At 49.0% G+C, this 13879-nt stretch carries 18 protein-coding genes; 3 read left to right on the top strand and 15 right to left on the bottom strand.

The features are described from left to right. Nucleotides 1-15: 15 nt before the first annotated feature. The 7 genes from CXB77_RS19570 to CXB77_RS05170 all read right to left on the bottom strand — a co-directional run bounded on the left by CXB77_RS19570 (nucleotide 16) and on the right by CXB77_RS05170 (nucleotide 3438). Complete coding sequence (locus tag CXB77_RS19570) at nucleotides 16-174, bottom strand: hypothetical protein (RefSeq protein WP_172452540.1); 159 nt, start codon at nucleotides 172-174, stop codon at nucleotides 16-18. 68 nt (nucleotides 175-242) lie between these two features. Next, nucleotides 243-743, bottom strand: coding sequence for a hypothetical protein (locus tag CXB77_RS05190; RefSeq protein ID WP_105073070.1), 501 nt, complete (start codon nucleotides 741-743; stop codon nucleotides 243-245). Beyond that, the gene (locus CXB77_RS05185) at nucleotides 676-1638 is read right to left on the bottom strand and encodes a hypothetical protein (RefSeq protein ID WP_105073069.1); all 963 of its coding nucleotides are present in this window, start codon (nucleotides 1636-1638) and stop codon (nucleotides 676-678) included. Before CXB77_RS05185 ends, CXB77_RS05190 begins: the two co-directional genes overlap by 68 nt. A gap of 421 nt (nucleotides 1639-2059) precedes the next feature. Continuing rightward, nucleotides 2060-2476 (bottom strand): hypothetical protein, encoded by a 417-nt coding sequence (locus CXB77_RS05180; RefSeq protein ID WP_146108704.1) that lies wholly within the window; start codon nucleotides 2474-2476, stop codon nucleotides 2060-2062. A 64-nt stretch (nucleotides 2477-2540) separates the two neighbouring features. Then, nucleotides 2541-2762 carry a hypothetical protein gene (locus tag CXB77_RS05175; protein WP_105073067.1) on the bottom strand — a complete coding sequence of 74 codons (222 nt, stop codon included), beginning with the start codon at nucleotides 2760-2762 and terminating at the stop codon, nucleotides 2541-2543. Beyond that, nucleotides 2759-2932 (bottom strand): recombinase family protein, encoded by a 174-nt coding sequence (locus CXB77_RS19080; protein ID WP_172452539.1) that lies wholly within the window; start codon nucleotides 2930-2932, stop codon nucleotides 2759-2761. Before CXB77_RS19080 ends, CXB77_RS05175 begins: the two co-directional genes overlap by 4 nt. Beyond that, a complete protein-coding gene (locus tag CXB77_RS05170) occupies nucleotides 2926-3438 on the bottom strand; it encodes a recombinase family protein (RefSeq protein ID WP_146108702.1) in 513 nt (170 codons plus the stop codon). The genes CXB77_RS19080 and CXB77_RS05170 overlap by 7 nt, the downstream gene beginning before the upstream one ends. A gap of 801 nt (nucleotides 3439-4239) precedes the next feature. Between CXB77_RS05170 and CXB77_RS05165 the strand changes: the two genes are divergently transcribed. Continuing rightward, nucleotides 4240-4506, top strand: coding sequence for a hypothetical protein (locus CXB77_RS05165; RefSeq protein ID WP_105073065.1), 267 nt, complete (start codon nucleotides 4240-4242; stop codon nucleotides 4504-4506). A 420-nt stretch (nucleotides 4507-4926) separates the two neighbouring features. On the opposite strand, the gene CXB77_RS05160 is transcribed toward CXB77_RS05165, so the two are convergent. The 5 genes from CXB77_RS05160 to CXB77_RS05135 all read right to left on the bottom strand — a co-directional run bounded on the left by CXB77_RS05160 (nucleotide 4927) and on the right by CXB77_RS05135 (nucleotide 10421). Then, nucleotides 4927-5376, bottom strand: a complete 450-nt coding sequence (locus tag CXB77_RS05160; protein ID WP_105073064.1) for a hypothetical protein — start codon at nucleotides 5374-5376, stop codon at nucleotides 4927-4929. Then, nucleotides 5349-7286 carry a DEAD/DEAH box helicase family protein gene (locus tag CXB77_RS05155; protein WP_146108701.1) on the bottom strand — a complete coding sequence of 646 codons (1938 nt, stop codon included), beginning with the start codon at nucleotides 7284-7286 and terminating at the stop codon, nucleotides 5349-5351. The genes CXB77_RS05160 and CXB77_RS05155 overlap by 28 nt, the downstream gene beginning before the upstream one ends. 23 nt (nucleotides 7287-7309) lie before the next feature. After that, entirely contained in the window at nucleotides 7310-8383 is a 1074-nt protein-coding gene (locus tag CXB77_RS05150; RefSeq protein ID WP_146108700.1) for a hypothetical protein, read from the bottom strand. A gap of 789 nt (nucleotides 8384-9172) precedes the next feature. Then, entirely contained in the window at nucleotides 9173-9682 is a 510-nt protein-coding gene (locus CXB77_RS05140) for a hypothetical protein (RefSeq protein WP_105073060.1), read from the bottom strand. Nucleotides 9683-9698: 16 nt separating this feature from the next. Then, nucleotides 9699-10421 carry a recombinase family protein gene (locus tag CXB77_RS05135; RefSeq protein WP_105073059.1) on the bottom strand — a complete coding sequence of 241 codons (723 nt, stop codon included), beginning with the start codon at nucleotides 10419-10421 and terminating at the stop codon, nucleotides 9699-9701. Nucleotides 10422-10650: 229 nt separating this feature from the next. Between CXB77_RS05135 and CXB77_RS19075 the strand changes: the two genes are divergently transcribed. Beyond that, nucleotides 10651-10845, top strand: coding sequence for a hypothetical protein (locus tag CXB77_RS19075; protein WP_146108699.1), 195 nt, complete (start codon nucleotides 10651-10653; stop codon nucleotides 10843-10845). 178 nt (nucleotides 10846-11023) lie between these two features. Then, nucleotides 11024-11575: a hypothetical protein gene (locus CXB77_RS05130; RefSeq protein WP_105073058.1), complete on the top strand. Its 552-nt coding sequence runs from the start codon at nucleotides 11024-11026 to the stop codon at nucleotides 11573-11575. Between the two features lie 262 nt (nucleotides 11576-11837). On the opposite strand, the gene CXB77_RS19565 is transcribed toward CXB77_RS05130, so the two are convergent. The 3 genes from CXB77_RS19565 to CXB77_RS05120 form a co-directional block, all read right to left on the bottom strand. After that, nucleotides 11838-11993, bottom strand: a complete 156-nt coding sequence (locus CXB77_RS19565) for a hypothetical protein (protein ID WP_172452538.1) — start codon at nucleotides 11991-11993, stop codon at nucleotides 11838-11840. Between the two features lie 6 nt (nucleotides 11994-11999). Next, on the bottom strand, nucleotides 12000-12449 hold the full coding sequence (locus CXB77_RS05125; protein ID WP_105073057.1) for a hypothetical protein: 450 nt from the start codon (nucleotides 12447-12449) through the stop codon (nucleotides 12000-12002). Nucleotides 12450-12561: 112 nt separating this feature from the next. Beyond that, entirely contained in the window at nucleotides 12562-13482 is a 921-nt protein-coding gene (locus tag CXB77_RS05120) for a hypothetical protein (protein ID WP_105073056.1), read from the bottom strand. Nucleotides 13483-13879 lie beyond the last annotated feature (397 nt).

Genomic DNA, 13879 nt, shown 5'->3' with positions numbered 1-13879 from the left:
GGGTGAGGTTGGCATTCAGTTGATTATCTTCTCGCGCCCGGCGTATTGCCGTGGTAATCGCTTCGTCAAGCGCACCTGATAACGCCAGCTAGTCTCATCGGTACATTCAGGAATAGCGCCGCACACCGCAGCAATCAACTCTGGTGAAGTGATTTCAAGCGGGAGTCTGGGCACTTGTCGCAATAGCACTTTCCGCGCTACTGAACGGGATTCTCAGCCTTTCAATCAAGACCAAACAGTCTTTAATTGCTGCCGGTAACACCAAACTCCCGCTGGGCGCTGGGCGCAGGCAGTGTGTCTGGCTGCGCATTAATTTCATCCGCAAAAGCAGATGCTTTTTCCATTGCCTGTGCTAAATCGCTTTTTATGGTCGCAGAATCAGTGATCGTGCTCAAAACACTCACCGATGCCAATGATTCAAAACATGTTTTGAAATCATCCGCTGGCGCTTCTTTCTCTAAAAAATAGGTTTCATTCGTGCCGCTGTCGAATACAAAACAGCCGATTTCAGTGCGATCAATGAAAGCAGCAAATGATTTTGATTCAATACGGAAGGGCGATTGAATGCGGGTTTTCTGTTGTCCACTATCAAGCCATTGTTTGACTGTGATAATGCCGTTAGCGGTTTCGAGTTCATTTTGCAGCGTGAGGACGTTATCAACGCGCCCGGTGAAGCTACCTGCGCCGCTGCGGGTGATCGTGGTCTTGGTGCGTTTGGCATGGGATTGAATGGCACCCGCCACGCCGGTTCGATGATGACGCTGCACCACCTAGGTTGCTGATTTGATAGTCGCCCTTAGCGCATTGCAGCGGCGCATTGACTGCTGGCGGACTATCGAAAATTTCCCGCTCGGTGCTGTAAACCGATAAATCTAAGACTGTGCGATTTAGGCGTTTTTTGCCGTGCTTATCGGTTGCCGTAAACATCAAATCAGCAGCGCCAGCAGCAACTGTTAACGCCAGCCGGATGGAGTCTTGATCGATGTCAGTTGCAAGGCGTAACCAGTAATGACGGCTTGGTGTGCCATTGAATGCGGGCAAGCCGTCGGGCAGCAACACGCGGGAAGATGATGACGAATAAGCAAGCCGCTCGGCGCTGCTGATACCGGGGACGAGCCGCTCTAATTGTGCAAAGAAATCATCATCGCTGGCGGTTTCAAGCTGCGCGGGCATTGAAGGCTGGCGATCACGGTCGACAAACAGCAGTCCGCCGCTGGTGAAGTTTTCTTTGAAGCGCCCAATGGTAGTTTTGCCATTGATGTGGTGCACACCAAGCTGGCGTTTGCCTACATTCAGCCGCTCCCGCAGGGTCTTATCAGGCAGGATTTGATAGGGAAGATCACCGCACTCGACGCAATGCCCGTAAATGAGCGTTTGCGCTGGCGTCAGGCTTGCGAGCAGGGTTGATAGTTCAGATAACGACGCGACACGATGGCGCAGCGCGGTATAACGCCCTGAATGCCCTGCAACTTCTTTGGTGACTTCGCCATTGGCAAGCGTGTAAGTCTTACCGGCAGGCTTGCCATCGATGCGCGTGCAGACAGTTAAGTAGCAGGTTGAAGTTTGCGCTGTATCTTTCTGATTTGATACTGCTTTCTGATTTGAGTTTGTTGCGGCGTTGCTGTAAGATTGCGTCATTGTCTGAAACCTGACAAAGACACGTTTGATCAATTTACCTTTACATCCAAGTGGCGATCACTCTATATTTCGCCCTGACATGGTTTGTTGAGATTGAAGCTAAGGCGTCAACTGCAAACAGAGATTAAGGTATTCTCAAACTGTGTCGTGTCTAAAAGGCTCGTTTGCACTTTTCTACTCCGCCAAGAATCGAAGGAAGTGTTAATGAGTTGAGGTTGATATGAAGAAAATGAGTGAACGCAAAAGAGCCGCTTAACTGCGGTTTTTTTGCGTGTCCGTGATTTAATGCCTTTCGGAATACACTGTCAAGTGAGTATGCTTCACAGAATCGCGTAGGACGCATTTTGAGCACGTTCTCAGCGCCAGCAGTGTTCATGCGACGGACAATAAAAAACCGCTGTTACGCGGCTTGTGTACGGCATCACAGTTGTTTATCCGCTGCCCGTTTCCAGTTTTCTAAATTGTTTGACAGATTTTGCTTAAAACTAAAACTGAACCGCTTTCCAGTCGCGTTCCCGATATACGCTTGAATTTCCTCATTTGTCTTTTTTGCTGCTTTCATGGCGACGGCGACGAGTCTAACGTCTAACGACACTTCTTTAACACTGGTTAACTCACTCACTGCGCCAGCTTCGATCGCACTCAACCGCGCTTCAAATTCCGCAAAACTTGCTTGCATGGCAGCGAGTTGATTCAGTACATCTTCAAACATTTTATCAATCCGCGTTACAACATCATCCAATTGTGCTGATACCGCTGGCGCTGGCGCTACGGATTCAAGCGCATCCAATGCCATTAGAATCACGTCCGCTTGTGACGGTGCATTGTGAATCGACATGAGCCGTTGCATACGATCCGCGCTTCAATTGGCAGTCTAAATGACATCATTTTGCGCTCATCTTTCATTGGTTCAATCCCTTGTCTTGATACTGTCTTGACGGTGTAAGACAGTTGATCTTGTTGTGCAATACCTTATCTTTACGCTGTATTGCAACACTTGCCGCGTGGTGCAAAAGATCATCCAAAGAAAGGCGGTTTTTCAATTCAACACAATCCGTCGCATTCATTGCGCAATCAATCTGCGCCAGCGCCATGTTCACTCGCTGCAAATCAAGTGTATTCATGCTGCCACCAACATTCTGCTAATTTGTGTCGGATGAAATACGCGCCCTTTGCGAGATTGAAACCCGCGTTTTTCCAATTCCGTTGCAATCTTCCTGAGCGACAAACCAGCCTTTCTTAATTCGATCACCGCATTGATGATGATGCGCTCGGCTTGATTGACTGTTAGCACTTTAACGCCTTCGTCATTAGCCGCTGCATCGTTACCAAAGGGCACTTGTCCGCCGGTTTTTTCACCTTTCGATTTTTGTGTTGCAGTGCCGTCTTGGTGCGTTCAGACACTTGATCGCGTTCAAATTCTGCCATTACAGCCATCATGCGAAACACCATCTTCCCCGCTGCGGACGTGGTATCGATGCGCTCGCTGATTGAAACCATATCAATCTCACGCTTGGCTAGTGATTCTGAGATTTCGATCAAGTGTTTTGTTGACCGGGCGAACCGGCTAATTGAGTAAGCAATCACCGCGTCCCCTTTCTTTGCAGCAGCGAGTGCGGCAGCTAATCCGGGGCGATCCTGTTTTGTGCCACTGATCCCAGCATCCTCAAAAATCTCGCCCAGCTCATACCCATTCAATTCTGCCCACGCAGCGATCTTGGCTTTCTGCGCGTCTAGCGATACGCCGTCGATTGCCTGCCCACTTGTCGAAACCCTGATATATCCGATTGCCGTTGCCATTGTCTTGATCCTGTCTTGTTTGTTGTAAGACACAATAAACCCTAGTCTTGTTTATGTCAATACGCTGTATCACAGATTGATGTTTGCAAGTGTCAAGACAGGATCAAGACAACGGGAAGGGGCGATGTCGCCCTGTCAAAAGTGCGGGATTTGTTACGGATAGGACGAAGTGTGACGATTTGCACGGCGAACGATCACCCATGCCCTGACAGTTTTTTGACACACAAAAAAACCGCCTCGAGGACGGTGACGATTTGCGCTGGCGCTGGGATTAGCGACGGAAAGGAATTGGCGGGATCAATCAGCTTTCGATCATTGGCGATGCGTCGCTCAAGGTGATTCGTGACAAGCGTTTATACCGCGATACCAAAGGCAAAACGTTTGAGGATTTTTGCCAAGAAAGATTGGAATAACGCGAGTTCATGCTGATCGCAGAATTTCATTCGCCGGTTTAATTGAGAATTTGAAACCCATGGGTCCCAAAATCTACCAGCCAGAGAACGTCAAGCCCGTCCTTTAACTGCACTTCCAACGCCAGAATTGCAAGCTGAGGCGTGGAGTAACGCGCAATCAGCAGCAGGTAAAGATCACCTTCCGCTAAAGATTTGAGACCGCGCGGTCTCAAAAATCTACCAGCAACTGAACGTCAAGCCCGTCATGCTGATCGCAGAATTTCATTCGTAAGTCTGATTGAGAATTTGAAACCGCTCGGTTTCAAAAATCTACCAGCAAACTGAACGTCAAGCCCGTCATGCTGATCGCAGAATTTCATTCGCCGGTTTAATTGAGAATTTGAAACCCATGGGTCCCAAAAATCTACCAGCAACTGAACGTCAAGCCCGTCATGCTGATCGCAGAATTTCATTCGCCGGTTTAATTGAGAATTTGAAACCCATGGGTCCCAAAAATCTACCAGCCAGAGAACGTCAAGCCCGTCCTTTAACTGCACTTCCAACGCCAGAATTGCAAGCTGAGGCGTGGAGTAACGCGCAATCAGCAGCAGGTAAAGATCAGCCTTCCGCTAAAGAATTTGGTGCCAATTGGCACCAAAAATCTACCAGCAACTGAACGTCAAGCCCGTCATGTTGATAGAGCAATTTCATTCGTAAGTCTGATTGAAGATTTGAGACCCATGGGTCTCAAAAATCTACCAGCAACTGAACGTCAAGCCCGTCATGTTGATAGCTAAAATAACCTGTAGTAAATCAGCGGCTTACAGTACCTGACCGCTGCCGCGTTGCATTGCCGTTGCGATGTCCGCGCATGGACTGGGCATTGATACCCGCAGGCGCGTTGAATTGCGCCCACGTTATCGCTGGATTCTCGGCGATCAAGCGGCAGCACGGTAATGGTTACGGATGTGTCGATAAACATCGCCCCATGTTTGCGGATTGCCAGCGGCGCTCAGGAATTCTGAACACCGCGTCATGTTCGCCAATGTCAGCGAGATACCGATTTGCGAATTCCAGAATTTCGGGACATGCGTGTTCAGGCTCGGCAAGGATCGCGCTTGTGTTGGCAGCTCCCGTTATTACTATATTCACGGGAGCTGTCTGATTTGCCCCATTTTGCTGGATTCTCGGCGATCTCAACATCATCGGTTTGCGCAGGCTTAAAATCGGTTTGCTGTCTGATTTGCCCCGTTTTGCTGGATTTGAAAGTTTGCCGCTCACTCCATGATGCCCCCTTAGCTGTCTGATTCTCAGCAACCAATCGGGCAGCAAGGGCGATCATGTATTTACCGCCGGGGATTTTCACCTGACTGGATTCGGTGGTCTTTTCCTCAGCCGCTAATTTATAAACGCGGTTGCCGCTGTCACCGGTAGCCACCAGCCAGTAGCCAAAATTCCCTAGGATGGAGTTCACGGTGCGGATCACCTGACTGGATTCGGTGGTCTTTTCCTCAGCCGCTAATTTATAAACGCGGGCTTTCTGCACACCAAGAGAAGGGCACAGGTAACGGCGGATTGCGGCAGCGTCATCATGTGTCGCGAGCCGGTTGAGTAAATCGACTGCGCCTGCGGCAGTGATCCCTTAATCTCGTCCGATGTCACGAGCCGACCTTTCCGTTTGCGGGTGCTTTGCAGATTGAAGAAATCCAAACCCAATTCCTGATAGAACACGCGGCAGGCTTGGGCGACTGCTTTGCGATTGCGCCGCAACATGACATCCAACACACCGATGTCATCGGCGGTGCTTTCGACCACGCGGTCAGGTTCAGTGGCAAATCTGAATCGCTCTAATTGGCTGGTGATCCGCCCTTCGTGGTAAATGTTGACCGCTTGCGTGGTCAGTTCAGAGAGCGGAATGCCCAGTGCTTTGGTGATCGTGTGTGCGTGAACGTCTTGGCTATCGTAACGATCAGGCGTGTAATTGCTGGCAATTTGCTCAAAGGTTGCCTCACTCAACGCTGGGCGATCTTTAACATCCGCAACGAATTCGCTTTCAATTGAATCCCAAATCTTTTTTCGATAAGCGTTGAATTCAGAATCATTGACTTCTTTCCGGTCAATCTCAACATCAAATAAATCCTGACTCATGCAGCAGAATTCCTGCCCGTAGTATTGAACACGCCGCTTTCTGACTACCTCGAATACCGCAGCAACCACATCATAGCTGCTCGCTTCAATGATGCTGCCATGATCCAAATGAGCGCAGTAAAGGGCATCCGCCAATTCTTCTTTAGCAGTGCGTGGAGCAGGCTTTTTGAGTGTTCCAGTGATAGCAACCTCATATCCAGTCGCCGTGCGATCACGGGCAAGCATTTGATGGAAGTCGCTGGCGCATTTTGTGCCGTCATAAATGCCAAACCATTTAGTAAAGTGCTTCACTTCAATCGACACGCCGGATTCAACTGCGGGACTAAAAATGATCCAATCATATTGAACCACCAGCCCATTGACATCCTTAAACCATGCCCGTTGATTAGGATCACCGCTGGTTGCATAACCACCTCTTGAATTGATAACCAATCCCTTTTTGCCGGGGCATTGCGCCCGAAGATGCCGATCAACGCGCAGTGATTCTTTTGCACCCGAGCAGGCGATGAATACCCGTCCACCATCATTCACTTCGTTAGATGCAGACCACCAAATCCGCTTTTCTGAACGGTGAATTTTCATGGGTTTAGGCGGGTTATGGTCAACAACATCAATGACATAAGGCTTTGCGCCATTGTGTCGAAAAGCAGCAACGGTCAAATCATTCAGGTTGGCGTCAACTCCCGCAAAAATGCCATGCTTCACCGTCGCTTTAATTGCATCAAAGAATTGCCGGGTAATAGCGCCAGCCGTGCTTTTCAGGGTTCCATCGGGATCATATAGAACTCGGACAACATGAGCGATTTCATCAGCGAGAATAGCCTTTGCAGCATCCAATGATTTACGGATGTTTATCTTACCGATTGAATTGATGCAAGCCACAATCTTTTCGACCAAAGCACATTCATTGACCGCCATATCTTGATAATGCGTTGCCCCTTCAAACCGGCTAACGAGATTATCGACCAACGTTGTCGAATAAGTTAGGGCAACAACATTGTTTATTTGGTCAAAAATCGTCTTTAAGACCAATTGCGTTTTACCCGATCCCATTGGTGCACGAATTAGAAAACAGCGATGCCCCTGCGCCCACAAAGTGCGCATGGCGGGGATTACTTCCTGAATCGAATCAAGGGTGAGGTTGGCATTCAGTTGATTATCTTCTCGCGCCCGGCGTATTGCCGTGGTAATCGCTTCGTCAAGCGCACCTGATAACGCCAGCTTAGTATCATCGGTACATTCAGGAATAGCGCCGCACACCGCATCAATCAACTCTGGTGAAGTGATTTCAAGCGGGAGTCTGGGCACTTGTCGCAATAGCACTTTCCGCGCTACCTGAACGGGATTCTCAGCCTTTCAATCAAGACCAAACAGTCTTTAATTGCTGCCGGTAACACAAACTCCCGCTGGGCGCTGGGCGCAGGCAGTGTGTCTGGCTGCGCATTAATTTCATCCGCAAAAGCAGATGCTTTTTCCATTGCCTGTGCTAAATCGCTTTTTATGGCCGCAGAATCAGTGATCGTGCTCAAAACACTCACCGATGCCAATGATTCAAAACATGTTTTGAAATCATCCGCTGGCGCTTCTTTCTCTAAAAAATAGGTTTCATTCGTGCCGCTGTCGAATACAAAACAGCCGATTTCAGTGCGATCAATGAAAGCAGCAAATGATTTTGATTCAATACGGAAGGGCGATTGAATGCGGGTTTTCTGTTGTCCACTATCAAGCCATTGTTTGACTGTGATAATGCCGTTAGCGGTTTCGAGTTCAGTTTGCAGCGTGAGGACGTTATCAACGCGCCCGGTGAAGCTACCTGCGCCGCTGCGGGTGATCGTGGTCTTGGTGCGTTTGGCATGGGATTGAATGGCACCCGCCCACGCCGGTTCGATGATGACGCTGCCACCACCTAGGTTGCTGATTTGATAGTCGCCCTTAGCGCATTGCAGCGGCGCATTGACTGCTGGCGGACTATCGAAAATTTCCCGCTCGGTGCTGTAAACCGATAAATCTAAGACTGTGCGATTTAGGCGTTTTTTGCCGTGCTTATCGGTTGCCGTAAACATCAAATCAGCAGCGCCAGCAGCAACTGTTAACGCCAGCCGGATGGAGTCTTGATCGATGTCAGTTGCAAGGCGTAACCAGTAATGACGGCTTGGTGTGCCATTGAATGCGGGCAAGCCGTCGGGCAGCAACACGCGGGAAGATGATGACGAATAAGCAAGCCGCTCGGCGCTGCTGATACCGGGGACGAGCCGCTCTAATTGTGCAAAGAAATCATCATCGCTGGCGGTTTCAAGCTGCGCGGGCATTGAAGGCTGGCGATCACGGTCGACAAACAGCAGTCCGCCGCTGGTGAAGTTTTCTTTGAAGCGCCCAATGGTAGTTTTGCCATTGATGTGGTGCACACCAAGCTGGCGTTGCCTACATTCAGCCGCTCCCGCAGGGTCTTATCAGGCAGGATTTGATAGGGAAGATCACCGCACTCGACGCAATGCCCGTAAATGAGCGTTTGCGCTGGCGTCAGGCTTGCGAGCAGGGTTGATAGTTCAGATAACGACGCGACACGATGGCGCAGCGCGGTATAACGCCCTGAATGCCCTGCAACTTCTTTGGTGACTTCGCCATTGGCAAGCGTGTAAGTCTTACCGGCAGGCTTGCCATCGATGCGCGTGCAGACAGTTAAGTAGCAGGTTGAAGTTTGCGCTGTATCTTTCTGATTTGATACTGCTTTCTGATTTGAGTTTGTTGCGGCGTTGCTGTAAGATTGCGTCATTGTCTGAAACCTGACAAAGACACGTTTGATCAATTTACCTTTACATCCAAGTGGCGATCACTCTATATTTCGCCCTGACATGGTTTGTTGAGATTGAAGCTAAGGCGTCAACTGCAACAGAGATTAAGGTTATTCTCAAACTGTGTCGTGTCTAAAAGGCTCATTTGCACTTTCCTGTCCCGAGAAGAGAAGAGAAAGGTGTTAATGAGTTGAGGTTGATATGAAGAAAATGAGTGAACGCAAAAGAGCCGCTTAACTGCGGTTTTTTTGCGTGTCCGTGATTTAATGCCTTTCGGAATACACTGTCAAGTGAGTATGCTTCACAGAATCGCGTAGGACGCATTTTGAGCACGTTCTCAGCGCCAGCAGTGTTCATGCGACGGACAATAAAAAACCGCTGTTACGCGGCTTGTGTACGGCATCACAGTTGTTTATCCGCTGCCCGTTTCCAGTTTTCTAAATTGTTTGACAGATTTTGCTTAAAACTAAAACTGAACCGCTTTCCAGTCGCGTTCCCGATATACGCTTGAATTTCCTCATTTGTCTTTTTTGCTGCTTTCATGGCGACGGCGACGAGTCTAACGTCTAACGACACTTCTTTAACACTGGTTAACTCACTCACTGCGCCAGCTTCGATCGCACTCAACCGCGCTTCAAATGCCGCAAAACTTGCTTGCATGGCAGCCAGTTGATTCAGTACATCTTCAAACATTTTATCAATCTTATCCGCCGTCGCTGGTGCTGGTATGTCTGTTACTTCGTATGCGTCAATCAACATTTGCAAACAGACTTCGTTAGTAACACCTAGCGCCAGCTTGATTGAATCAAACCGCGTCTTGTGTTCGCTGCTGATAAATGTCGATACGCGCTGCTTTCCTTGACTGACTTGATAATCGTTATACGCTTTTTGCCGTTCAGTGTTGCTTGCCATTTGTTACAACCTTACGTTACTGACTAGCGCATACAGTAACAGAATCAACGTTACTGTCAAACAGTTTGTAACAGTCTGGAATCGCGTCAATCATGCGAACTAATTGCGACGGCATGAACACTTTTCCAGTGCGTGATTTAATTCCGTCTTCGCATAACGCTGCTGCTATTTTGCGCCAGCTCAAACCTTCTTTACGTAGCTTTTTGACGCGAGCGATAACGCCTTGTTCATTATCGTTAACTGTTAGTGTTTTGTTACTGCACTCGAAACCGTAACGCGGTCTACCGATACGCTCGCCTCGTGCCTTTTTGTTAGCTAAACAACCAGTTACACGCTCTACAATCAAATCACGCTCAAACTCAGCCATTACTGCCATGATACGGAAAACCATTTTTCCAGCGGCGCTAGTCGTATCAATGCGCTCGCTAACCGATACCATGTCAATTTCACGTGCTGCTAATTCTTCACTGATTTCGAGCAAGTGCTTTGTTGACCGCGCAAACCGGCTAATGGCGTAGGCGACAATCGCGTCACCTTTGTTAGCGACTGACAGCACGGCATCTAATCCTACTCGGTGTTGTTTCGTGCCGCTGATACCAGCGTCCTCATAAATACCGCCGAACTCATATCCGTTCAGTTCAATCCATGCTTGAATCTTTGCACGTTGTGCGTCCAGTGAGATTCCAGTAGTAGCTTGTTTGTCCGTTGATACGCGGATATATCCGTATGCCGTTGCCATTGCCGTCACCTTTTCGTTTTGTTACTGTTGCCGTTAGTTTATACGTTATGACATACGCGTCAAGTGTTATTTACTAACGTTTTGCCTAACACATAACATAACGATAGTAAAGTATAAAATAATTCGTCACAAATCTGAGTGGTTTCGTCACGGCGAACGATCACCCATGCCCTGACAGTTTTTTGACACACAAAAAAACCGCCTCGAGAGTGCGCGACGTCGCGCACTTGTGACTTTCAATCATCACCGCGAAGTCGCCAGCCTACCTATTCCCGAAGCCGACAAGGTTTTAGATTGGTGTGAAAAGATTTTCGCCGATACCGGACGGACGGTGACGATTTGCGCTGGCGCTGGGATTAGCGACGGAAAGGAATTGGCGGGATCAATCAGCTTTCGATCATTGGCGATGCGTCGCTCAAGGTGATTCGTGACAAGCGTTTATACCGCGATACCAAAGGCAAAACGTTTGAGGATTATTGCCAAGAAAGATTTGGAATAACGCGAGTTCATGCGCATAGACGCATTGCATTCGCAGGAATCTTGGATGATTTGTTACCCAGGGTAACAAAACCCTTCCAGCAACTGAACGTCAAGCGCGTCCGTTGACAGCACTTCCAACGCCAGAATTGCAAGCTGAGGCGTGGAGTAACGCGCAATCAGCAGCAGGTAAAGATCAACCTTCCGCTAAAGATTTGAGACCGCGCGGTCTCAAAAATCTACCAGCAACTGAACGTCAAGCCCGTCATGCTGATCGCAGAATTTCATTCGTAAGTCTGATTGAGAATTTGAAACCGCTCGGTTTCAAAAATCTACCAGCAACTGAACGTCAAGCCCGTCATGCTGATCGCAGAATTTCATTCGCCGGTTTAATTGAGAATTTGAAACCCATGGGTCCCAAAAATCTACCAGCAACTGAACGTCAAGCCCGTCATGCTGATCGCAGAATTTCATTCGCCGGTTTAATTGAGAATTTGAAACCCATGGGTCCCAAAAATCTACCAGCCAGAGAACGTCAAGCCCGTCCTTTAACTGCACTTCCAACGCCAGAATTGCAAGCTGAGGCGTGGAGTAACGCGCAATCAGCAGCAGGTAAAGATCAGCCTTCCGCTAAAGAATTTGGTGCCAATTGGCACCAAAAATCTACCAGCAACTGAACGTCAAGCCCGTCATGTTGATAGAGCAATTTCATTCGTAAGTCTGATTGAAGATTTGAGACCCATGGGTCTCAAAAATCTACCAGCAACTGAACGTCAAGCCCGTCATGTTGATAGCTAAAATAACCTGTAGTAAATCAGCGGCTTACAGTACCTGACCGCTGCCGCGTTGCATTGCCGTTGCGATGTCCGCGCATGGACTGGGCATTGATACCCGCAGGCGCGTTGAATTGCGCCCACGTTATCGCTGGATTCTCGGCGATCAAGCGGCAGCACGGTAATGGTTACGGATGTGTCGATAAACATCGCCCCATGTTTGCGGATTGCCAGCGGCGCTCAGGAATTCTGAACGCGCCACCGCGTCATGTTCGCCAATGTCAGCGAGATACGATTTGCGAATTCCAGAATTTCGGGACATGCGTGTTCAGGCTCGGCAAGGATCGCTGCTTGTGTTGGCAGCTCCGTTATTACTATATTCACGGGAGCTGTCTGATTTGCCCCATTTTGCTGGATTCTCGGCGATCTCAACATCATCGGTTTGCGCAGGCTTAAAATCGGTTTGCTGTCTGATTTGCCCCGTTTTGCTGGATTTGAAAGTTTGCCGCTCACTCCATGATGCCCCCTTAGCTGTCTGATTCTCAGCAACCAATCGGGCAGCAAGGGCGATCATGTATTTACCGCCGGGGATTTTCACCTGACTGGATTCGGTGGTCTTTTCCTCAGCCGCTAATTTATAAACGCGGTTGCCGCTGTCACCGGTAGCCACCAGCCAGTAGCCAAAATTCCCTAGGATGGAGTTCACGGTGCGGATCACCTGACTGGATTCGGTGGTCTTTTCCTCAGCCGCTAATTTATAAACGCGGGCTTTCTGCACACCAAGAGAAGGGCACAGGTAACGGCGGATTGCGGCAGCGTCATCATGTGTCGCGAGCCGGTTGAGTAAATCGACTGCGCCTGCGGCAGTGATCCCTTAATCTCGTCCGATGTCACGAGCCGACCTTTCCGTTTGCGGGTGCTTTGCAGATTGAAGAAATCCAAACCCAATTCCTGATAGAACACGCGCAGGCTTGGGCGACTGCTTTGCGATTGCGCCGCAACATGACATCCAACACACCGATGTCATCGGCGGTGCTTTCGACCACGCGGTCAGGTTCAGTGGCAAATCTGAATCGCTCTAATTGGCTGGTGATCCGCCCTTCGTGGTAAATGTTGACCGCTTGCGTGGTCAGTTCAGAGAGCGGAATGCCCAGTGCTTTGGTGATCGTGTGTGCGTGAACGTCTTGGCTATCGTAACGATCAGGCGTGTAATTGCTGGCAATTTGCTCAAAGGTTGCCTCACTCAACGCTGGGCGATCTTTAACATCCGCAACGAATTCGCTTTCAATTGAATCCCAAATCTTTTTTCGATAAGCGTTGAATTCAGAATCATTGACTTCTTTCCGGTCAATCTCAACATCAAATAAATCCTGACTCATGCAGCAGAATTCCTGCCCGTAGTATTGAACACGCCGCTTTCTGACTACCTCGAATACCGCAGCAACCACATCATAGCTGCTCGCTTCAATGATGCTGCCATGATCCAAATGAGCGCAGTAAAGGGCATCCGCCAATTCTTCTTTAGCAGTGCGTGGAGCAGGCTTTTTGAGTGTTCCAGTGATAGCAACCTCATATCCAGTCGCCGTGCGATCACGGGCAAGCATTTGATGGAAGTCGCTGGCGCATTTTGTGCCGTCATAAATGCCAAACCATTTAGTAAAGTGCTTCACTTCAATCGACACGCCGGATTCAACTGCGGGACTAAAAATGATCCAATCATATTGAACCACCAGCCCATTGACATCCTTAAACCATGCCCGTTGATTAGGATCACCGCTGGTTGCATAACCACCTCTTGAATTGATAACCAATCCCTTTTTGCCGGGGCATTGCGCCGAAGATGCCGATCAACGCGCAGTGATTCTTTTGCACCCGAGCAGGCGATGAATACCCGTCCACCATCATTCACTTCGTTAGATGCAGACCACCAAATCCGCTTTTCTGAACGGTGAATTTTCATGGGTTTAGGCGGTTATGGTCAACAACATCAATGACATAAGGCTTTGCGCCATTGTGTCGAAAAGCAGCAACGGTCAAATCATTCAGGTTGGCGTCAACTCCCGCAAAAATGCCATGCTTCACCGTCGCTTTAATGCATCAAAGAATTGCCGGGTAATAGCGCCAGCCGTGCTTTCAGGGTTCCATCGGGATCATATAGAACTCGGACAACATGAGCGATTTCATCAGCGAGAATAGCCTTTGCAGCAT

Source organism: Chromatium okenii (assembly GCF_002958735.1).
GTDB lineage: Bacteria > Pseudomonadota > Gammaproteobacteria > Chromatiales > Chromatiaceae > Chromatium > Chromatium okenii_A.
The sequence above is the reverse complement of the archived record's forward strand: the minus strand, read 5'-3'. Positions and strand labels throughout refer to the sequence as shown.

What these genes read in the sequence shown, in the direction of transcription:
- CXB77_RS05185 (WP_105073069.1), bottom strand. Translation starts at nt 1,638, where the DNA reads ATGACGCAATCTTACAGCAACGCCGCAACAAACTCAAATCAGAAAGCA.
- CXB77_RS05180 (WP_146108704.1), bottom strand. Translation starts at nt 2,476, where the DNA reads ATGTCGATTCACAATGCACCGTCACAAGCGGACGTGATTCTAATGGCA.
- CXB77_RS05175 (WP_105073067.1), bottom strand. Translation starts at nt 2,762, where the DNA reads ATGAATACACTTGATTTGCAGCGAGTGAACATGGCGCTGGCGCAGATT.
- CXB77_RS05170 (WP_146108702.1), bottom strand. Translation starts at nt 3,438, where the DNA reads ATGGCAACGGCAATCGGATATATCAGGGTTTCGACAAGTGGGCAGGCA.
- CXB77_RS05165 (WP_105073065.1), top strand. Translation starts at nt 4,240, where the DNA reads ATGGGTCCCAAAAATCTACCAGCAACTGAACGTCAAGCCCGTCATGCT.
- CXB77_RS05140 (WP_105073060.1), bottom strand. Translation starts at nt 9,682, where the DNA reads ATGGCAAGCAACACTGAACGGCAAAAAGCGTATAACGATTATCAAGTC.
- CXB77_RS05135 (WP_105073059.1), bottom strand. Translation starts at nt 10,421, where the DNA reads ATGGCAACGGCATACGGATATATCCGCGTATCAACGGACAAACAAGCT.
- CXB77_RS19565 (WP_172452538.1), bottom strand. Translation starts at nt 11,993, where the DNA reads ATGTCCCGAAATTCTGGAATTCGCAAATCGTATCTCGCTGACATTGGC.